A 22,049-nucleotide genomic window follows, 5' to 3' on the forward strand; every position below is an offset into this window, starting at 1 on the left:
CTACCCAAGGGGTGACCTTTACCAGCGAAACAATTCGTTCATTAAAAGCAACTTACTACCGTATCGCACTCGATTTTATCGAAACTTATCACAACGATGCGCTGATGAATGGTTTAACACTTGATATTCACCATGAAGAGAAAGCCGTTGAAATGTTTGCGCAAAACATTATGAATGCGGGTCAGCACTTCTTAGAAAACCCAATGGAGGCACCATTTGTGCCGAGTTGGAACCGAGTCGCTTCGGCAATGCCAGATGTATTTGCTCGCTTAGAAGAAGCCGTAGAGCTTGATAACAAAGAATTTATTTAACGGAGAAGACACGTGACTTTAGAGCTACTCCAACAACGGGTTATACAGCATTTAACCTGTATCTACGCCGAGGTTGAGTTATCAACCTCGCTTGAACAACTTGCAGACAGGCTTATCAATACCATGTTAGGTGATGATCCTGTACGTGACCCAACGCCGCATAAAAACCGTTGGGATGAGCAAGACATGATTTTAATTGCTTATGGTGATTCAATCATTCGCCATGCGAATACGGATGAAGCCGTGGCAAAGCCTGAAGAGCCACCTTTGCATACTCTACATCGGTTTGTAAAAAGCCAATGCTTGCCTGAGCTTAATGCACTTCACATTTTGCCATTTTACCCATATAGCTCAGATGAAGGCTTTGCGGTAATGAATTATGTGCAAGTGAATGAAGCGTTAGGCAGTTGGCAGCATATTCGTGATATTTCAGCAGATGTTAGATTGATGGCTGATTTGGTGATCAACCATTGTTCAAGCCGCAGCGTTTGGTTTGAAAACTTTATTCAAGGCAAAGAGCCGGGTAAAGGGTATTTTAAAACGGCAAGCCCGAGTGACGACCTAGTGCAGGTTGTTCGTCCGCGTACATCGCCTCTTTTACAAGCGGTCGAAACAAAAGATGGTTTGCAACATGTGTGGTGTACGTTTAGTCATGACCAAGTCGACTTTGATTTTGCCAACCCAGATGTACTTAACGAGTTTGTGGGTATTATTCGTCATTATTTAGATAATGGTGTGCGTATTTTCCGCCTTGATGCGGTGGCTTTTTTATGGAAAAAGCTCAATACCCGTTGCATTAATTTACCTGAAACTCACGAAGTGATCAGGCTACTTCGTACCCTTATTGAGCACTTTGAGCCTAATGTGATTATTATCACTGAAACCAATATTCCAAATCGCGAAAACCTATCGTACTTTGGTAATGCCAACGAAGCGCATTGTATTTACAACTTCTCATTGCCACCGTTGTTGTTACACACTTTACTCAGTGGCGACAGCACTGCATTAAAGCATTGGATGATGAGTATGCCACCTCCTCAAGAAGGGACCGCATACTTTAACTTTATAGCTTCACATGATGGTATTGGTTTAAGGCCTGTCGAAGGGTTATTGGAGCAAAGTGAAATTGCCGAAATGGTCAGTACGACTGCAAAGTATGGCGGTAAAGTCTCACTGCGTACCGCACCTGATGGAACTAACACCCCTTATGAATTAAACATTGCTTTATTTGATGCATTGCAAGGTACCCATAAAGGCCCTGATAAGTGGGGAGTTGCTCGCTTTTTATGTGCACATGCCATTATGTTTGCGCTTGAAGGCATTCCTGGTTTGTACATTCATAGCTTACTCGGTACTACCAACGATTATGAGCGCTTTGAAAATAGCCAACATAATCGGGCTATTAACCGTCACCGTTGGCAAGAATCAGATTTACTAGCAAAACTGAGTAATGAAAATGCCCATCACCGTACTGTGTTTAAAGCGATGAAAAACTTGATGGCTATTCGTAAGGCGCAAAGCGCATTTCACCCTAATGCGACGCAATATACGTTACATTTAAGTGAGGGGTTATTTGGTTTTTGGCGACAAAGTATTAACCGTTCACAAAGCATGTTTTGTGTTTATAACATTAGTGATGAGACGCAAACTCTTACTCTTGCAGACTTAAATTTGATTGGTACCGAGCAGTGGCGAGATTTAATAAGCGGGGAGCAAATTACTGAGCAAACACAAACATTGTCGCTGACTCCATATCAAGCAGTTTGGCTCAGCAATAAATAATCCTATCATCAAGATAATACAAGTCTTATCGTTAACAAGTAAGCCTATCAGGTGGGTTTGCTTGTTAACAAGTAACTTACAGTTATCGTAAATTGCTCCCTTATTGCACACCAAATTATCATTCCAGCTTAATTTTCAATGAAATAGTCTTAGAAATTAAATCTTGTTTAATCTAATTTACCGTTTTTAGTAAAAAGTAAAGTTAACAATATTTACAATGCAAAAGATAACTATTACCATTTGGTTTTATTTTTAGGTGCACTTTACGATGAACAAAGCAGTACTTTCTCTCGCGGTGTCATTGGCTTTGACTCCACTATGCAGTGTTGCAAATGATGACATGCAAGCCCAACTCGAAAAACTTCAACAACAACTCCTTGAACAACAAAAAGCGATTGATTACTTAAAAAGTCAATTAGATGCGAAAAACACCCAGCAAGTTGCAGTGCAGCAAAAAGCCCCAGTTGTTACTGAGCAAGCAACCCCAATTGCTGCAGTTGCAAGCAAAAAAGACTCAAAACTTACTTTTAAAAGCTATGGTACTTTGCTTTACAAAAGTGACGAAGTGTTTGCCAACGTTCAAGATACTTCACCAGAGCGCCGCGCCACTACAGACTTAGAGCGAGTTGTCACTGAGTTTGAATATGAAATTGATGATAAGTGGAAAGTCGAATTTGAACTTGAGTATGAACACGGCGGTACAGGTACCACGCTTGAATATGACGGCTTTGAAGAATTTGGCGAATTTGAATCAGAAGTTGAAGCGGGTGGTGAAGTTATTGTCGAAAAGCTACAGCTAGAATATGAATATAACCCTAACTTTACAGTCAAGTTTGGTCATATATATGTTCCGGTAGGCTTAGGCACAGACTTAAACAAGCCAGATCAATACTTTACCACGACTCGCCATTGGGGTGAGGCAACTATGATCCCGCAAGTTTGGCATGAAACTGGGGTTAACTTAATTTCTCGTTGGTCTGACTTTACACTGCAAACATTGGTGACGACGGGTCTTAACTCTGAATACTTCCGTTCGACTAATTGGGTCGCGGGTGGTGCACAGCAACGCTTTGAAGAAAATACCGCAGATGATTTAGCGCTCACATTACGCCTTGATTATGGCAATGTTAAAGCCGGTAAAGGGTTTGGTGTTAGTTACTATACGGCAAATACATCTGATAACCGTCGCAATCAGGGCAAACTTGATGTGGATGGAAACGTGTCTATTCTCGGGTTACATGGTGCATGGACGTTAGATGATCTTGTGTTCCGTGGTCAGTACTTATTTGGCGAGTTAGAAGACTCAGTTGCTATCACTGCTGCTAATAAAACTACGCCGGGTCTTCGTCCGGGAAGCTTTGCACAGCTTGGTAGTAAAGCTGAATCTGCATTTGTAGAAGCCGCTTATAATATGCAGGGGCTGTTTGATTTATCTTCGCCGCTGTATGTATTTACCTCGTTTGATTATGCCAACCCAATGCTTGAAGTGGCCAGTGGTGCGGCTATTCATCGTTACGACATTCGTGAGCTTAACTTTGGTTTGAATTACCTTCCAAACAAAAACTTAATTCTAAAACTTCAGGGCGGTCAACGTTATTACGCACAAGACGATATCGATGACACGACTCACTTTAGCGCCTCTCTTGGCTATAAATTTTCTACAGAACTATAAAGGAATCTTGGGATGAAAACTGTATTAAACAGCATTACAGCTGTAATGTTAGCGTCAACACTTGTTGCATGTGGTTCGTCTTCTTCGGACGATTCTTCAGATACAAGCACACCTGTTACTGAAGTAACAGGCTTTAGCTATGACGCAACAGATTTAATTGAAAACGTAACTGAGCAAGTAATTGTTGATGGTTACGAAATGCTAAACAGCAAGGCAACGGTTCTACATAACGCGACACTGACATTATTAGAAAACAAAAACGAAGCCGCGCTGCTTGCTGCTCAACAAGCATGGAAAGATGCACGTGTATTCTGGGAGCAAGGTGAGTCACATATCTTTGGTCCTGTTGATAGTTTATCAATTGATCCACATCTTGATACTTGGCCACTGAATACCGCTGATTTAGAAGCACTACTTGCAAGTAACACAACGTTCTCGGCTGATAATGTGAAGAACTTTGACGATGGTGTACAAGGTTTCCACACCATGGAGTTCTTATTATTCGGTAATGGCGTTGAAGATAACGATAAGTCAATTGACGAAATGACTGTGCGTGAAATGGAATACTTAATTGCATGTGCTGAAGTATTTAATATTCATACACAAAGCCTTGTTGATGCATGGGTTATCTCTGCAAATGCGGATGATGAACCTGCTTATAAAGATTATTTATTAACACCGGGCAATGATAAATACTCATCTGAGTTAGGTGTTATCGAAGAGTTAGTCAATGGGGTTATCGGTATTGTTGATGAGGTAGGTAACGGTAAAATTGCAGAACCATTTGGTACTAGCAAAGACACAGCTGACACATCATTGGTTGAATCACAATATAGCTGGAACTCATTAACTGACTTTAGCAACAACATTGTTGGTGTACAAAATGTGTTTTTAGGCACATTCAGCGATGAAAACGACAGCCCAGGTCTTAAAGCATTTATCAATGCCGGTGACGCTGAACTAGCAGCGAAAGTTGAAACTCAAATTTCAGCAGCGATTGCAGCGATTGATGCCATTGCAGGTGCAGATGATATGCCATTTAGACAAGCGATTAAGGATGATGCTGGTCGCGTTCGAATTCAAACAGCGATTGATGCGCTAGGTGAATTACAAGCGACCCTTGAAGAAGAAGTTGTGCCACTTATCAAAGAGTGGAATTTATAATCGCTGGGGAAGCATTTGCTTCCCCTCTTTGCAAGATACCGTCATGAATGTAAAAGCAATTAAACCAATTCTATTTGCTTTCACAGCCTTATCTTTAGTGGCATGTGGAAGTAAAACCAGCGATAAAAGCGCGACCGAAACGACAACGCCACCACCAACAAGCAGCGAAACTGATCCAAATTATATTGATGTCGTTGCCTTGGCAGGTGATGCGACAGCCCTCGATACCAATAATTCAGGCCATGGTTTCTCTACACCTATGCCTAATTTAAGTGATTCAGAACTCGATATTCACTTAACTGGCGATGCTAATTTTGAAACATCCTTTACGACAGCCCCGAATGATGCACACCCGGAACTCGATGGTTTAGGGCCAGTTTTTAATAACAATAACTGTAATGCTTGTCACCAACGAGATGGTCGCCCAAGTACTATTGTTCCAACCGCTGAACAGCAAACTGTGAAGTTAGCGAATGATGCTGGGATCTTTTTACGCGTTAGCTTAGCCGATGGCGTGTGTGAAATGCCAAGTAGTATCAATGATTTTTGTCAGGTTACAGGCGTTGAAGGGTTTGGGGATCAACTCTTTCACCGGGGGATTTTACAAGCCCGTGAAGACTGGCAAACGCATAATTTTGGTGGCCAAGCTGATGTATATCTAAGCTATGATTACACGGAGTTTAGCTACCCAGATGGCAGTACTGTCACGTTGAAAAAGCCGGTATTTACTATCGATAATGCATGGGACTCACCTGAAAACTTCAGTTTAAGTGCCCTTGCCAATGAAGATGTACGTTTTAGTGCCCGTAATGGTATGCCTGTCTTTGGTCTTGGATTGCTTGAAGCGATTGAAGAGCAAGATATTCTAGCGCTTGAAGATGTCGATGATGCCGACAACGATGGAATTTCTGGTAAAGCAAACTGGGTATTTGATGCTGTTAAGGCTCAAGCGGGTGATGAAAACCCTGTATCACTTGGACGATTTGGTTGGAAAGCCAGTACACCATCAGTCAGACAGCAATCACTGGGTGCACTTCGTGGTGACATGGGGGTAACCAACTCATTGTTCCCTGAAGAAAGCATTGCCAATACATTAATGCACGAAAGTTATTTATCTCGTACTAACTATCAAGATACCGGTTCTGATGAGCAAGGATTGCCAGAAGCCAGTGATGAGTTTGCTGATACGGTCGTGTTTTACGCAGAAACACTTGCTGTGCCAGCACGTCGTAATGTAGCAGACGAAGGTGTTAAAGCCGGTGCACGTTTATTCGATGATTTAAACTGTACTGGTTGCCATACGCCTCGTTTTGTAACCGCAAATGGTGCCGCTTTATTACTGGGCGGTGTTGCAGCGCCTGCGGCAGTTAAAGGGCAAGAAATTTGGCCATTTACCGACATGTTGTTGCATGACATGGGTGAAGAGCTCGCAGATAACCGCCGTGATTTTATGGCAACAGGCCGTGAGTGGAAAACGCGTCCGCTTTGGGGGATTGGTTTAACGAAAACAGTTAACCCTGCCGCTGGTTTCTTACATGATGGGCGTGCAGCAACACTTGAAGAAGCGATTTTATGGCATGGTGGTGAAGCTGAAAAAAGTAAGCGTGAATTTACAGAGCTTAGCAGTGAAAAAAGATCACAGTTAATCAGCTTTTTACAATCACTATAGCTGTAAAGCCCTTTAATAGCGCACTGTCAACGCCCTTTACAGTGCGCTTTTTGTTGCCTCTAAGAGAAGAGATTCAACACTAAAGGGAAGAGGGTTTATATGTGCTTTACTGAAAACGCGAAAGTTAATTGCCACGTTATTACTGTGAATTTGTTCAACGAGCTTTAGCGTTTGTTCGTTATGTTGACTGAAAATAGCCACTTCTTGATGCATTGCTCCAGTTGAGTAATTATTGAGTAGATCATGAACATTTACTATAGCTAAAGCTCCGAGCGTAACATGACCACCGATTGTGATATCTATTTTTTCGGCCACCGCCCTAAGCGGCCAATTAATTGCTCCAACCACTACGTTTTTGCGTTTGTTTAACTCATCAAGCGCAGCAATTGCCCCTAACGCCATCGCATCATTTGCCGCCCAAACAATATTAATAGTTGGTTGATGCCTAAAAAAACCAAGGCTTTGACGGTAGGCTTGTTTAGTTGACCAATTGGCAACTGTATTAGCAGTAATGTTTGCACTAGTATTAGATGCCACACTTTGCTTTAAACCTTGCTCCCGATCAAGGGCTGCATGGGTTGTGTAGTCTCCATTAATTGCGAAAATGTTGGCAGCTTGCTGGCTCTTTTCAATTAGTTTGTTAGCTAATAATTGGCCTGCTTGTTTGTTATCGGGTACTACGCTACCAGCGACATTAATACCATGATCACTCATAAGTTTTAGCTCTTGCTTAGATGGGCGGTTGAGTAAAAAATAGATGGGTGTAGGTACAGGAGACAAGCTTAAAAGCTGTTGCGTAAGCACACTTTTCTCATCAACTAAAATGAGCATATCTGGCTTAGCTTTGATTGCTTTAGCCACTAAAGATTTCATTTCAATATGATTTCGATTGGCATAATGAATAGTTAAATCGAGATCAAAGTCTTTTGCAGCGTCTTGCATCAACTGCGACACTTCAAACCAAAACGGGCCTGTTACATTGGTATCTGCATGACCTGGATTAATAAAAATAATACTTTGCTTGGCAAAAACACCAGGCAGGTAAAATAGACAGATAGTGATAAATACTGTTTTAAGCATGGCTTTATTGGGTTAAAAGACCGGTAGGGTAGAGTATAGCTTGAATTGGTAGATTTTAAGTAAATGATTGGAATAGGGTATTTTTTTAATATCTGATAGAAAAAGGGCTGCACAAATGTGCAGCCCTAAGAGAATCAAAGTTTTTAACGATTAGAAATCGTAAGATAGTCTTAAGTAGCCGAAACGACCGATGTTATCGTAACTTGCACTACCAGAACCTGTACCTCGAGTACCGAATGGAAGCTCTCGGTTAAAGATGTTATCAACACCTACTTTAACGCCAAAGCCGCTTTCGAAGTTATAACCAACTGTTGCGTCAGAAATAACATAGCTACCAAACTTCATTAAGCTATTTGGATTCGGGTTATCTTCTAACTCTTGGTCTGTGTAAAGGCTTACTTCATCTAGGTAACGTGTATCAAACGTTGCAAAGAAACCATCACGCTTATAAGAGATAGTTAAATTAGCTTGCCATTTCGCTTCACCAGTTGTACCAGCATACTCGATGTAATCTTCAGGTTGATCTTGGAACGGGAAGTCTTTACGTTCAATTAGGTATGTACCAATTAAACGTGTAGAGAAGTTGCCTTCTAGTGCGTCAAAATCATAACCTAACTCAAAGTCAACACCCGATGCTTCTTGACCAGAAACGTTTAATACTGAGTTTTGAATCAGTGTAATTTCATGTGATGTGCTATCACGTGTAATTAGATTACAATATTGGTTATTGATACCGCCTTCAGCGTCAACACAGCGGTCAAGAATTTCTTGAGAGGCAATTGTTGAGATTGCGTCTTCTAATTCAATTTTCCAATAGTCGATTGTAATAACAGAGTTTTCTAGGAATGACGGTTGGTAAACTAAACCAATAGTTGTACTAGTTGACTCTTCACCTTTAACGTCTCTGTTACCACTTACTAAACCTTCAAGGGTTTGTGAGTCGTAATCTGATTCAAAGCCTGCAGGAACACCTAAAGCAGCACAGTTTGCACGACGAACCTCTGAATTTTGTAAATCATCTAGGTTATCAGCTAAACAAGGGTCATCAACGTTGTAGAATGTTTGGCTCGGTGCACCGAAGATCTCACCAATGTTAGGTGCGCGAAGTGCTTCAGATTGTGTTGCACGAACACGTAGTTGATCGTTTACAGTCCAATCTAAACCAACTTTCCAGCTTGTTGCATCGCCAATTGTGCTGTAGTCAGCATAACGTACTGCTGTATCAAGTACTAGGTCTTGAACAAGTGGTAAGTCAGCTAGTAATGGGATAGATGCTTCGAAGTAAATCTCGTTTACATCAAAATCACCTTTATCTTCACCCAGTGCGTTGAAGAATGTACCTACTGCATTATCTGGCTCTTTAGTTTCACTTTCTTCTTTACGGTATTCTACACCTGCAGCAAAGCCAACATAACCCGCTGGTAATTCATAGATTGCTGAGTTTGCAAGTGATGCAGTTACTACTGTCTGAGTAATCTCAGAAGTACCTGTTGATACCGTATTAATGTAATTAATTGCTTCTTGGCTTGGTGCGCCAAAGCCCATGATGTTTACCGGTACACAGCCTTCAGCGCGTGCTTCTTCACTACGACAAACAATATTACCTTCGCCATCATCAATAGCGTCAAGAGCATTGTAGTAGTTTGCCATAATCATGTTAGCGCCATTAATACGCTCTAAGTCTGTTTGACCATGAACAACTGATGCATCTAATTCCCAATCAGTGAATACTGTGCCTCTCAAACCAGCAACAAAACGGGTTGTTTCACGAGTATTGTTTTCGATACGACGACCTAAATCTGTCATCATACGGTTAACCATGATTGAGCTAACACCTTCTTGTTCCATTAGATCTTTAACACTCGAGTCAAGATATGGGTTGTCAATCTTGATGCTGTTATTTGGGTTAAAGAAGAAAAATGCTGGCTGGCCAATGCTTTCGCCTTCGCTGTTTACATATTTTGCTTCGAAATAAGCATTCATGTCTTCAGCAACGTCATAGTTAACTTTGAAGTTTACGTTGTAGCGTTCAAATTCAGGCTGAATTTCATTGAATTGTGCAAGGTTGAATGAATCACAGTCAGCACATGCAAGACCATCTACTCGGTCACCTATATAAATGTCACGAAGGCTGCCATCTGGGTTGAATGAGTTAACATAGCCATTGCTTGATGCAAAAACACCTGCATTATTAATCGCATAATAGCCAGCGTTTGGTGTGTAAATTCTATCAGGGAAATTTGGATCGTCTTTGTTTTCTTCGTTTTGATCTGGGTTACGCAAGCTAAAGAAAGAGCCATCAGTCCATGGGTGATCAAGCGCATTTAATGTATTTTGGCCTGAATATTCAACAGCAAAGGCTACGTTACCACGGTCATTATCGAAATTCGTGCCGTATGAAAACGTTGCTTTTTCGTTTTTGTAGTCACTTAGTTCAGAGGCGCCTTTAGTAACACTAACACTTAAGCCTTCGATGTTCTTTTTAAGAATAAAGTTAACTACACCTGTTACAGCGTCGGCACCGTATACAGCTGATGCACCACCTGTGATGATCTCAACACGCTCTACCCATGTGCTTGGAATTGTATTGGTATCAACAGATTGAGAACCTGCAGAGCTAGAAACATGGCGTTTACCATTAACAAGTACAAGTGTGCGGTCTGTACCCATATTGCGTAAATCAAGAATGTTTAGACCCGCAGTACCGATAAAACGACCTGAGTTTGCTAGTGAATAAGTGTTACCAAGGGCTGGTAATTTATTTAGTGCTTCACCAATATTTACAGCACCTGTGTTAACTAAGTCTTCACCACTGATAACAGTTACTGGAGCAGGGGCAATAGCACCTTCACGTAAAATACGTGAACCAGTTACTTCTATACGGTCGATTGATTTTACTTCTTCTTCAGCAGCTATAGATTGGCTAGAAATGGCAAGCGCCGATGAGCATAGAGCAAGCTTGATGCTAGCACCTAAATAATTATTTTTTATCATTGTTTCACCTGTTACTTTATTGTTTTATCCCTGGAAGGGGTGTTAACCATGTTTTTTAAATGTTAACAAGCGTACTCTAGCATTGTCCCCTTTTTTTGCAATAAAAAATTCGTAGCAAAATGTAGTAAAATAAAACTTATATATAACAGTTGGTTACTGGGTGGTTGGTTTTTGTGTTGAAATTTATAGTTAGTTTTTTTGCAATGATAACGATTATCAATTGATGTAATTTTTGATATAGTAATATTATTTTATAAACTGATGCTAACTTTTTGAATTAGGCTGATGATGTGTTTCGACATATAATGCGGCCAAGTTTTTCCACATGAGTACTTTATGAAATTTTTTCTAGTTACCTTATTGGTATTTTTCTCGGCAGTCTGTGTAGCAGAAGAGCTCGATCTTGAAGCAAATATGAAGAATATGGGGCTGGCTTATAAAAACTCGGTTCGTGCAACGAGTCTTGAAGTGTTTAATACATCAATTGATGAGTTTATTCACTTGTTAGAAAAAGCACGGACAGCCGACTTTAAACAGCATAAAACAGCATCTCTTGAAGGACTTGATAAAGTAATAAAACAGGCAAATCTGGCTAAAGAACTAGCCAGCAAGCAGGGACTTGATGCAGCGAAAGTACCTCTTAAATCAATAGATGATTTACGAAAAAAATACCATGAACTCCATGAACCGCCAGGTTTTTGGCAGCTGTTATTTGGAAAATAATATTATTTAATTTTCGAAATTAGACTTAAAAAAGGTGCTGAAGCACCTTTTTTAACGCTTATTCTTTTTACCTTGAACTGCTTTAAAGCGCGGATTGTCTTTATTAATTACATAAACGCGGCCTTTGCGCTTGACAATTTGGCAACCCGGACGGGATTTTGCACTTTTAAGAGAGCTTAATACTTTCATTTTAACTCCTAAACGCGGTTTACTTGCTCGCTAAGTTTTTAAAACGACGATTAAATGCAGCTACACGACCATCGCTTGCTACTGCTTTTTGCTTGCCGGTATAAAATGGGTGTGAATCACTCGATACATCAATTGGTACGTAAGGGTATGTTTTACCATCAAGCTCTATAGTACGAGATGTTTTAATCGTCGAACCGATAATAAAGTAGCTGTCGGCAGCAGTATCGTGAAACGCTACTTGATGGTATTCAGGGTGTATATTAGGCTTCATTATTTACCTTTTGTGTTATGTGATAATATATCAAATATAAAGCAAAAATAGACAGGCTTCAAGGTAAAAATAATTCTTATTTGTAGGTTGGTTGGCTTAAAATTAGTCATTATGAACAATCAGTGAGCAGTTGAATTTAAAAAACTGGCTATTGTTAATAAGGCTGTTATAACTAGGTATGCGTGCTTATTTAAGAGAGGGATATGGAAGTGAATGATATAGCTGGCCGCGAAGAACTAGATCAAAATGTAATGAACACGCTTCGCGATAAAGATCACTCTACATTAGCAAACCAAGTTGATACTTTGCTGTGTTCACATAACGACATAATAGAGCTTTTGGCTCAGTATCTAGCACTTAGTGAGCAGGATGATGATGAGCGTTTTGATCATTGGTTTGATAATCTAAGTAAAGAGCAACATACCGTGGTTAAAACCTTTGAAGTCTATCGTGGACACTATGAGCATTTAGATTAGCTGATAGCTGAATTACCAAAACAAATTAACTGTTTTGTTGTTTTTTTGAACTAAAAAAGCCACCCAAAGGCGGCTTTTAGTTTATAGCATTAACTTATTAGTCAAGCATGTATGCTCGCATAGTAATTTGTTCGGCAGAACTTGAACCATAGTCAGAAACGATAGTACGAATATGTACAAAGTCTCCTTTAACGCCGGTATTTGGAATAGTAGCAACCCATTCACCGTCTATTTGTTCTACTTTAGCATCAAGCCAATTTTCGGTTGAAAACTGAGTCGATACTGGACAATAAATATAAGCAGGGACTGTTTCGATACCGCATTCTTGACCGTAAGCGTATTGGAACTCTACGTTTGCAAGCGGTACTTCACCAACTCCATCGAGTAAACCTGTTAGTTTAATATGCGCCACTTCACCCACTTGCATGCTGTTATTAATATCAACAGGTAAGTCGATCATAGGCACCAAGATAGGTTGTGCACCCTGCTGTTGTTCGTTAGCAGTAAAGGTGTAGAAGCCTTGATAGAGTGACCCTAAATGATCTTTAACAGGTGAACGCTCACCAACACCACGAGCATAAGAGCGCATTTCAAGGGTTACTTGGTGGTCGCCTGGCTCGAGTGTTAAGGTTCCTTGATATGGAAATACTGGCTCGCCATCTAAACGTAAACCAAATGCAGAGCTGCCCATATAACCAAAAATACCGTCATGGTTTGACGCATCGCCAAACGAGGCAAGATTAAAGTAAAGTACATTAGTATCTCGACGAATAATCGGTGAACCACCGCTGCCCAAGCTACCTGCTCGAGGGCCTTTAAACCATGTTGTTGTTTCTTCAGCCCCTTCGGTCATAGCACGAGGACCGTCAAAATAAGCGCCCGCACTTTGAATTTGGTAATTAGGCATAACAACGTTAGTCCAGGCATTTTTAGCTGTCGCGGTGTAATACTCGTCTCGTACCTGAGGCAACATGATAAGTTGTGAGCTACCCGTCGAATAAAATTCACCGGTACTATTGGTCATTGCCATTACATCAGTCCAAGCTGGACGTTCATCATTTTGTGAATGGTACGAGGCAGTGATCTTATGCATTCTATGGTCAGCGATATTGATTTGCCCTGACTCAATCCTGCCATCAGTAATGTGATTAATTGAATAAGCGTATGGCGAGCGTTCAGCCGCTATACCTGACCAACTAACAAGATTGTTGCCGGCTTCAATCTCGGCCATTAATCTTTCACCTTGTTCAGTGCTGATACCGATAACTGGTACCTTTGGTGTGCCTGTAATCGCACCTTTATAGCGACCACCACGGTCTGGACGATAGAAAATCACGCCTATGGCGCCATGTTTCATAGCATTACCAACCATGTAAGAGGTGAGATAATTTGGATTTGCAATAAGTGCAATTTTACCATCCAGATCAAACTGGCTCCAATCAGTGCTATAACCAGCATCACCGACAGGGAGAACTTCAGCAGACCCTTCACCATGGAATGACAATGCTAAACCTTGCTTGATGTAATCAAGCTTTTCGCCATTTTGCATCATGACCGTTGTCTCAGGTGCAACGGCACGAGTGGTAATGAATGAGCGAAAACGATCATCATGGCCCTGTGACCAAGCATACATCTCATTGACGTAATCTGGTGCCATCTCAATCGCTGCGAGTTTAGCTACTTTTTCATCGTCAATTGCATAGGTAAAACCAAAAGAATAGCCTTGTGGATCGAGTGGCTGATCTGCTTTAAAGGTAACTTTTTGAGCGCTGCGGGCATCAAAATCGATATGCGTTTGGCCATCAATTTTACGGCTTAAAACAGCCATCTGTGCTGCTGATTCAACTAAACCTGAGCTTGTTTGCGGGTTGTCGAATGTCATGATGTTTGCAATCAGTGTGTAGTAACCTGCAGGAACATCAATACTCGCTTTGCCGCCAGATAATCTGACCAAGCTACCCCAATCATCTTCTTCGTTGATTAGATAAAGCTTTGATGGTGAAGTGGCTGGATTGCCCCAGCGGTCGGTTAAGTTAACAGATAATTGCACGGTAGGTTGAGCAACCCAAAAAGAGACAGGAACTGTAACTTGATGATCGCTTGTTCCAACAGTCGTGCCTGTAACTCGACCTGTGATAGCACCATATGCACCGTTATTAAGTGCAACGCGTGGGTCAATCCACATAGGCACATTTGCTTCACCTTGAGCTGGTATGGTGATTGTTTTGGTATCTAAACCTGCCAGCGTAGCAGGTAATTGCGTTTTGCCATCCTCACCAATTAAATCTAGCTTCAGTTTAAGGGTAATATCTGAATCAGACGTATTAGTCAGTGTGATGTGTGTTTGTGTAAACTCATCGCTATTACTGTTTTCAAAAAAGCCTAGTTCACGGTTGGCAGGGGCAACTATAGCTTGGTTAATGGCACGGTCGATATTCATCGCGCCAGCTCCTTGCTCAAGAACGTGAGAATCACCGCTAAATACTGACGAAGTTAGAACGTCTTTAATTTCTTGTGGACTAAGCTCTGCACGAGCCTGCATAACAAGCGCAGCACCACCAGCAACATGAGGCGCAGCCATTGAGGTACCCGAATAGACGCGGTATGCAGTATCGCCTAGACCACCTGAAGCAGCAGCTACAACAGACACACCTTGTGAGGCAATATCAGGCTTTGCTGAATGACCATCTGGCGATGGGCCTCGTGATGAAAATGAAGCTGTATTACCTTCTCTATCAATTGCACCAACAGTCAGTGCGCTTGGCGCGCAGCCTGGTAGACCAATTGTCTCGCGGGTAAAGCTATTACCTGCAGAAATAACAAACAGGGCTTTGTCGCTCAGCGCTTCCACCATCTCTACAAGTGGGCCACCACAGCTAGTGCCCGAGCCACCTAAAGACATATTTACGATATCAGCTTGCTCGGAAAGCACAGCCCATTGCATACCATTTAATATACCGAAGGTTGAACCAGAGCCAGTATTACTCAGTACTTTACCAATGATGAGATCAGCTGCTGGGGCAACACCTACCCATTTCCCATCTGACTCATGACCATTACCTGCAACAGTTGAAGCTGTGTGCGTACCGTGCCCGTTTAAGTCATCTACACCATTGCTTGAATAGGTAAAGTCACGAGATGCAATAACACGACCTTGTAAGTCTGGGTGTTCAGTATCATAACCTGTATCAAGTACGGCTACTTTAATGCCTGCACCATTGAAGTTAATTGCAGATTCACCATAGGCACCTGTTAATGGCACAGTAGGTGTTAAGGCTGCTGATTGAGTTACTTTATGCGCATGCACAACAGCATCCAGCCAAATACCTTCTACATCAGCTTGTGAAGCCAAAGTTTGCCAGGTTTGTGCCGCTTTTTCTTTGCTAATAGCAAACGCTGCACTATCGATTAGCTCGATTTCGCCAGTCAGAGACATGCCAGCTAAGGCTGATGGAACGGCCGCACCAGCTAGAGTTCCGTCTTTGTACTCAACAATCACAGGTAAAGCATCTGTTGACGCATCATCATAGCCAGATTCATACAACTTATTAATGTTAAATAGTTCTAAATCGATTGCTTGAGAGTCAACAAGCGCTTGTGCATAATTAGGTACAACGTATGTGCTCTTACCGCGTTTAAAAATACTGGTAATTGCATCGGAGCCATCAGCATTGAGCAAACGAATGCCGCTTAGTTCGCCATCTTTGTTTACGACAGCAGAGACTTTATCACCGGTGATCAGGGTAAATGTAAGCGCATCTGCTTTAGTTTGATTAGTTACTACATTAGTTTGCGCTAAAGTTGGCTGAGCAAAGGTTAAACCGAGCATAGCCAAGTAGGTCGCTTTGACGCGACCAAGCCTTGGGAAAGGTTTCATCTATTCATCCTTCGTTTTAATATAATTTATTGGGAAGAAAGGAGTTATCGAGAGGCTGTCATGTTTTTAATGACCCAAAGATAACTCTTCGAGATGAATTTAACGGCTATCTAGCTGAAAACCTACAAAACAAAAGTAGCAAAATGTACTAACCAAAAGTTAACAAGTGATACATTGTTGTAACTTTGTGCATGGGTTCATGGTATGTTCACTTTCAAGAAAAAACGGATTTTATAGCCGTTATTTTACTGATAAATCATATTTTGCCACCACATCATCAATGTAACGATGGCGAAGGGTATTTTTACCTTCGTGCCCGGTACCGTGACTCAATGCGCGATTCATGAGTTTGAGTGCTTTATGCAGGGTTTGGCGCTCTTCCACGCTCAAACCAGTCTTTGTCCGAAGCTCAGTAATATCATCAATAAGCAGTTTAGCAACATCAAGTTGCACAGCTTCTTCAACGAGACCATTTTGTGTTAGCACGCCATACTTGCTGCATAGAAATTGCTGCCATACTTGTTGTAAATGCTCATCTATGTCGCTACCAAACAATTCTTCGTCAATGGCAAACCCTTGTTCAGCAAGTTTAGCAAGTTGTGTTGAGTAATGTTGAGCAAAATAATTAAAGGCTTGGCATGATGAGCTTATGTCATGTTTTATGATTAATTGCCCCCAACTTGCTGCACCTCGCGGGTAATAGTCTTGATACTCTTCACACTGATAAATACCTGAATATGAACTGCACTCTAATTGACTCTGCAAACAATAACTAGGTTTGGGAAATAAGCTACTTTGTTGCCAGTTTGCAAGCGTATCCTCATCAATTGAGAGGGTTTGACATAGCTCTTCAGTAGTATAAAAGTAGGTTGCCAAAAATTTGGAAAGTTGCATTATCAATTACTCACAATAAATACTGTTAATTTATACAGTATTTGATTTTGGCTTAAGTTTGATTTTTTCTCAAGTTTTTTTATTTATTGCATCAGACTACTCGGAAAATGGCTGGGTTTATGATACAACTAGCGCAAATTTTCCAAACATTAAAAAAGTTATGCGCAGCCTAGAAACAATTAAACAAGCAAGCTTGATCACAGCTATTAAAACACCTTATTTAACCAATGGTGAAATTGATCTTGCTTGTTATGACGACCTTGTTGAACAGCAAATTGCAGCTGGAGTTGATGGCATTATTGTCGGTGGGACGACCGGTGAAGGTCAACTAATGAATTGGGAAGAGCACTTAATGCTAATCGCACACAGTGTGAGCAAATTCTCTGACCGCTTATTAATTGTTGGTAACACAGGAAGTAACAATACGCGTGAAGCTATAAAAGCAACTGAATATGGTTTTGCAACAGGTATGGATGCGGCGCTGCAAATTAATCCATATTATGGCCGTACGTCAATGGCTGGTGTAAAAGAGCACTTTAATCGTTTACTCGATATTGGCCCGGCGTTTATCTACAATGTTGCGGGTCGCACAGGTCAAGATTTAACACCTGATATCATTGAACCTTTGGCAAAACACAAGCATTTTATCGGTGTAAAAGAGTGCGGTGGTAATGAGCGTATCGCACATTATGAACAGCAAGGCATAGCTTGTTGGTCAGGTAATGACGATGAAGCGCATGATGCAAGGCATATTCATAATGCCCATGGTGTGATCTCAGTTACATCTAACTTAATTCCCGGCCTTTTCCGTCAATTGATGGATGAAAAAAATGAGGCACTAAATACAAAACTACAGCCACTTATGAACTGGTTATTCTGCGAGCCTAATCCGATTGCGATCAATACGGCGCTGATGATGACTGGTGCGGTGAACCCTGTGTTCCGTTTACCTTATGTGCCACTAACAAATGCGCAGCAAGAAATTGGCTTAGGTTATATTAACGAACTTAATGTTGCTGATATTGTGGGTAGTGAGGCAAATATTTTAGCTGAGCAAGACGTTATTTTGCTTTAAGTGCAGATTAAGTCATTTAGCGCATATTTAGTTAAGTTATAACTAACTAAAATCATTTTTTTTCTGTATAATTTGCGACCCTTGATATAATGGCCGCAGGTTATACAGCATGAATTTTAAATCATTTAGTTTTTCTTCTGAGCTTTTACAGGCATTAGATGAGCTTAATTTCGAAACGCTTACTCCCGTTCAACGTAGTGCAATTCCTGCGGTAAGAAAAGGCAAAGACGTACTTGTTAGTGCGCAAACTGGTACGGGTAAAACCGCGGCATTTGCATTACCAATAATCCAAAAGTTATCAGAATTAGCAGTTAGTGATAATAATGCCCCGAGTGCATTAGTGCTTGCGCCGACTCGTGAACTTGCTGAACAAATTGCTAATAATTTCAAATCGTTTGCTAAGTATACCGAACTTAAAACAGTGTGCTTATTTGGTGGTATAAATTTAGCTGGCCAAGCAAATGATCTTAAAGCGGGTGTCGATATTGTTGTAGCAACACCTGGGCGCTTACTTGATCATATTCGTTTAGGTAATATCAGCTTAGCAAGTGTAAAACATTTAGTGCTTGATGAAGCTGACCGCATGCTAGATATGGGCTTTATCAATGATATGCAAACAGTCATCAACGGCTGTAATGAAGCGCGTCAGATTTTATTATTCTCTGCCACTTTTCCTGCGGCAATTAAACAGTTTGCAAGTAAAGTTCTAAAACAACCAGAAATCATTCATGTAGACCAAACAAACAGTACCGCAGAAACAGTGCAACACGTTGTTTATCCAGTCGAAGAGCGCCGTAAACAAGAGCTTTTATCTGAATTAATTGGTAAGAAAAACTGGCAGCAAGTACTGGTTTTTGTGAACATGAAAGAAACAGCTGATGAGCTTGTTAAAGAGCTTAATCTTGATGGTATCCCTGCTGTTGTTTGTCATGGTGATAAGACGCAAGGTAACCGTCGCCGCGCATTACGTGAATTTAAAGAAGGCAAAGTTCGCGTACTAGTAGCAACCGAAGTGGCTGCGCGTGGTATTGATATTGAAGGCTTGCCGCGTGTTATTAATATCGATTTACCATGGCTTGCAGAAGACTATGTTCACCGGATTGGCCGCACTGGTCGTGCAGGAAAACCAGGTGAGGCTATCTCATTTGTTAGTCGTGAAGAAGAAAATACTTTATTCGATATTGAAAAGCTAATTGGCCAACGCATTAAACGAATCGTATTGCCTGGTTACGAAGTAAGTAACCGTGATGTATTAATTGAGAAAATAGTTAAAAAGCCATCGCATTTACGCCGTAGTCGTACAAACAAGCCATCAGGCCAAGCTACAGGTGAAGCCCGCGCAAAGAACCGTTCGCGTATTGCAAATGTGCGTAAATCATTAAAAGGCAATAAGTTAAGTCTTAAAAAATAATTTAGTTGTAAAAAAAGCCCCATCACTTTGAAAGGTGATGGGGCTTTTTTTTACTCTGAAATTAATACAAAAGGCGTGTTTTGTTAATTTTTAGCTGTCGAAATGTAGAATTGGGTTAACAAATGTACCTCACTGAATTACAATCGCTTTGAAATCAGTTAAATAGCGTTTTTAACGCATCAGTCTCTAAATGGATGTTTATGCAGTACTTAAAAAGAATAATAAATCAAATCATCGCCCCTACCTGTTTATTTAGCGTTATCAGCATGCCTTTTTACACACATGCATTTGATAAAGCAGAATTTTCGCTTGCCCATATTAAAGAGTCTATTAGTGTTGATGGTGTGATGGATGAGCCTCACTGGAAATATGCGACAAAAGTGCCTTTGAAATATCAAAATGAACCGACCGAAAAAGGCACACCACTTGTTCAAACTGATGCGTTTATATACGAAGATGGTAAATACTTATATGTTGGGTTTATTGCAAAAGACAATGACCCTTCACAAATTCGCGCTGCTCTTCGTGATCGCGATACTCTTTGGCAAGACGATAATGTTGCCTTGATGATAGATACTTTCAATGATGAACGTACCGGCTATGAATTTTACGTAAACCCCCTTGGTGCGCAAGGCGATATGCGCATGACTGATATTGATGATTGGGTGGAAGACCCATCATGGGATGCTATTTGGGATAGTGCAGGGCAAATAACTGACGATGGGTATGTGGTTGAAATGCGTATTCCATTCACAGCACTTCGGTTTCCAAAAGACCAAACGGAGTTAACGTGGAGCTTTGCAGTTTGGCGAAACTACCCGCGTGATGTGTATTATCAGATGTCGAATGTTGGCTTTGACCGAGATGTAAAATGTAGTTTTTGTCAGTTTGATAAACTTACTGGTTTTGCCAACATGACTGAAAGCCAAAACATTCAGCTTACACCAACTTTAACGGCGCTTCGTCATGATACCAAAGACATAGTGCCAGGTGATTGGCAAAATGGTGATATTGATACTGAAGCGGGGTTAGATTTACGTTGGGGGGTGACTCAAGATGCGGTAATTAACGCCACTATTAACCCTGATTTTTCTCAAGTAGAAGCAGACTCTTTAGAGCTTGATGTAAATACAACTTACTCGATTTATTATGCTGAAAAGCGTCCATTCTTTTTAGATGGTGCCTCTTATTTTAACACAAGCCAACTAGAGCTTTTATATACGCGAATGATTGCTGAACCTGATGTCGGTTTGAAGTTAACAGGTAAAACCGGCGCACACAGTTATGGCTTTATGTACGCTGACGATCAGAATACCAGTGTATTGTTACCGACTAATCAAGGTTCAGGTTTTGCGAATTTGGCGGATAAAACGCAAGCTGTGGCAGGGCGTTATCAATTTGATATAGGCCAAAAAGGGACGATTGGCGTAATGAGCACCCACCGCGAAAATGATGATTACCATAATACGGTATTATCGATAGATGGGAGTTATTGGTTTAACCAGTCAGATAGTTTGCAGTATCAAGTAGCAACGACAGACACTACGAATGCAGACTTTTTAGTAGACTATTACGGGGTCGATAAAAATCAATCGGATCAAGCTTATGCCATTGAGTTTACAAGAACTAAACGTGACTATGAGCTGTATGCGAGCTACGAAAATATCGGCGAAGAGTATCGTTCAGATCTCGGTTATCAGGCGAAAGTCGATTATGAAAAAATTGAACTAGGCGGTGGGCAAACTTGGTATCGCAATGCTGATGATGCTATTACTGAGTATAGCTATAACGCCGAGTGGGATAAAACGTGGGCACAAAATGGTGACCTACTTGAAGAAGAATATGATGGCTATTTTACTTTTAAAGGTAAGATGCAGTCGCAAACCGAAATTGGTTTTATTCATCGTAATGAGTTTTATGCCGGTGAGTTCTTTAATCAGAACATAGGTTATATCTACGGCGGTTTTAGGCCCATTCGGGATGTTCGTTTCTTATTGTATGCTCAATATGGCAGCAAAATTGACTACAGTAATGCAGCTTTAGGTACTATGGTGCGAATTGAACCTGAAATGACATGGGATATTAACGATCATTGGCAAGTGCAACTTGAGCATAGTTATAGCTACCTAGATAACGAACAAAATGAACGTGTTTATACGGCGAACTTAACCGATTTACGCGTTTATTATAAATTTAATATGCGCTCAATGTTAAAGCTTGTTTTGCAGTTTGAAGATGTTGATCGAAATAATGAAGCTTATCGGTTTGATGTAAGCCAAACTAACCGTGATTATGGCAGTCAGTTAGTGTATTCATACAAAATTAACTCACAGACGCTGTTTTACTTAGGTTATTCAGACAAAGGTTATCAAGACGATTCGTTGCAAGGTGTTGAGCGCGATCAACGTACATTTTTTACCAAGCTAAGCTATGCATGGCAGCTTTGATAAATTTAAAATTG

15 protein-coding genes and 1 pseudogene are annotated in these 22,049 nt (G+C 40.9%); 10 read left to right on the plus strand and 6 right to left on the minus strand.

From position 1 onward, the window contains the following. The 5 genes and pseudogenes from E5N72_RS17030 to E5N72_RS17050 all read left to right on the plus strand — a co-directional run. Nucleotides 1-311: pseudogene (locus tag E5N72_RS17030) on the plus strand (glycosyl transferase); the annotation flags it as partial. 12 nt (nt 312-323) lie between these two features. Next, the gene (locus E5N72_RS17035; protein WP_135926323.1) at nt 324-2,093 is read left to right on the plus strand and encodes a sugar phosphorylase; all 1,770 of its coding nucleotides are present in this window, start codon (nt 324-326) and stop codon (nt 2,091-2,093) included. 268 nt (nt 2,094-2,361) lie between these two features. Further along, nucleotides 2,362-3,765, plus strand: coding sequence for a hypothetical protein (locus E5N72_RS17040; RefSeq protein WP_135926324.1), 1,404 nt, complete (start codon nt 2,362-2,364; stop codon nt 3,763-3,765). 12 nt (nt 3,766-3,777) lie between these two features. Next, nucleotides 3,778-4,929 carry an imelysin family protein gene (locus E5N72_RS17045; RefSeq protein WP_135926325.1) on the plus strand — a complete coding sequence of 384 codons (1,152 nt, stop codon included), beginning with the start codon at nt 3,778-3,780 and terminating at the stop codon, nt 4,927-4,929. A gap of 43 nt (nt 4,930-4,972) precedes the next feature. After that, the gene (locus E5N72_RS17050) at nt 4,973-6,598 is read left to right on the plus strand and encodes a di-heme oxidoredictase family protein (RefSeq protein WP_135926326.1); all 1,626 of its coding nucleotides are present in this window, start codon (nt 4,973-4,975) and stop codon (nt 6,596-6,598) included. Between the two features lie 36 nt (nt 6,599-6,634). Here the strand turns inward: E5N72_RS17050 and E5N72_RS17055 are convergent, their stop codons facing one another. Both E5N72_RS17055 and E5N72_RS17060 read right to left on the minus strand, forming a co-directional pair. Further along, the gene (locus E5N72_RS17055) at nt 6,635-7,678 is read right to left on the minus strand and encodes an ABC transporter substrate-binding protein (RefSeq protein WP_135926327.1); all 1,044 of its coding nucleotides are present in this window, start codon (nt 7,676-7,678) and stop codon (nt 6,635-6,637) included. A gap of 150 nt (nt 7,679-7,828) precedes the next feature. Then, nucleotides 7,829-10,672 carry a TonB-dependent receptor gene (locus E5N72_RS17060; protein ID WP_135926328.1) on the minus strand — a complete coding sequence of 948 codons (2,844 nt, stop codon included), beginning with the start codon at nt 10,670-10,672 and terminating at the stop codon, nt 7,829-7,831. Between the two features lie 336 nt (nt 10,673-11,008). On the opposite strand from E5N72_RS17060, the gene E5N72_RS17065 reads away from it, so the two are divergent. Next, a complete protein-coding gene (locus tag E5N72_RS17065; RefSeq protein WP_135926329.1) occupies nt 11,009-11,395 on the plus strand; it encodes a cytochrome b562 in 387 nt (128 codons plus the stop codon). A gap of 51 nt (nt 11,396-11,446) precedes the next feature. Here the strand turns inward: E5N72_RS17065 and ykgO are convergent, their stop codons facing one another. Beyond that, nucleotides 11,447-11,584: a type B 50S ribosomal protein L36 gene (ykgO, locus tag E5N72_RS17070; RefSeq protein ID WP_135926330.1), complete on the minus strand. Its 138-nt coding sequence runs from the start codon at nt 11,582-11,584 to the stop codon at nt 11,447-11,449. A gap of 19 nt (nt 11,585-11,603) precedes the next feature. Then, complete coding sequence (locus E5N72_RS17075; protein ID WP_135926331.1) at nt 11,604-11,855, minus strand: type B 50S ribosomal protein L31; 252 nt, start codon at nt 11,853-11,855, stop codon at nt 11,604-11,606. Between the two features lie 203 nt (nt 11,856-12,058). Between E5N72_RS17075 and E5N72_RS17080 the strand changes: the two genes are divergently transcribed. After that, nucleotides 12,059-12,331 (plus strand): hypothetical protein, encoded by a 273-nt coding sequence (locus E5N72_RS17080; RefSeq protein WP_135926332.1) that lies wholly within the window; start codon nt 12,059-12,061, stop codon nt 12,329-12,331. A 97-nt stretch (nt 12,332-12,428) separates the two neighbouring features. Here the strand turns inward: E5N72_RS17080 and E5N72_RS17085 are convergent, their stop codons facing one another. Together E5N72_RS17085 and E5N72_RS17090 are read right to left on the minus strand one after the other, a co-directional pair. Then, nucleotides 12,429-16,208, minus strand: a complete 3,780-nt coding sequence (locus E5N72_RS17085; protein ID WP_135926333.1) for a S8 family serine peptidase — start codon at nt 16,206-16,208, stop codon at nt 12,429-12,431. A gap of 240 nt (nt 16,209-16,448) precedes the next feature. Next, nucleotides 16,449-17,102, minus strand: coding sequence for a DUF6058 family natural product biosynthesis protein (locus E5N72_RS17090; RefSeq protein WP_135926334.1), 654 nt, complete (start codon nt 17,100-17,102; stop codon nt 16,449-16,451). A 160-nt stretch (nt 17,103-17,262) separates the two neighbouring features. Here E5N72_RS17090 and dapA point away from each other — a divergent pair, with 160 nt between their 5' ends. From dapA to E5N72_RS17105, 3 genes are all read left to right on the plus strand, one after another. After that, nucleotides 17,263-18,177, plus strand: a complete 915-nt coding sequence (gene dapA, locus E5N72_RS17095) for a 4-hydroxy-tetrahydrodipicolinate synthase (RefSeq protein WP_135926939.1) — start codon at nt 17,263-17,265, stop codon at nt 18,175-18,177. Between the two features lie 109 nt (nt 18,178-18,286). Next, on the plus strand, nt 18,287-19,588 hold the full coding sequence (locus E5N72_RS17100) for a DEAD/DEAH box helicase (RefSeq protein ID WP_135926335.1): 1,302 nt from the start codon (nt 18,287-18,289) through the stop codon (nt 19,586-19,588). Between the two features lie 266 nt (nt 19,589-19,854). Next, nucleotides 19,855-22,035, plus strand: coding sequence for a DUF5916 domain-containing protein (locus tag E5N72_RS17105; protein WP_240704576.1), 2,181 nt, complete (start codon nt 19,855-19,857; stop codon nt 22,033-22,035). Nucleotides 22,036-22,049 lie beyond the last annotated feature (14 nt).

This window comes from Pseudoalteromonas sp. MEBiC 03607 (genome assembly GCF_004792295.1).
GTDB lineage: Bacteria > Pseudomonadota > Gammaproteobacteria > Enterobacterales > Alteromonadaceae > Pseudoalteromonas > Pseudoalteromonas lipolytica_C.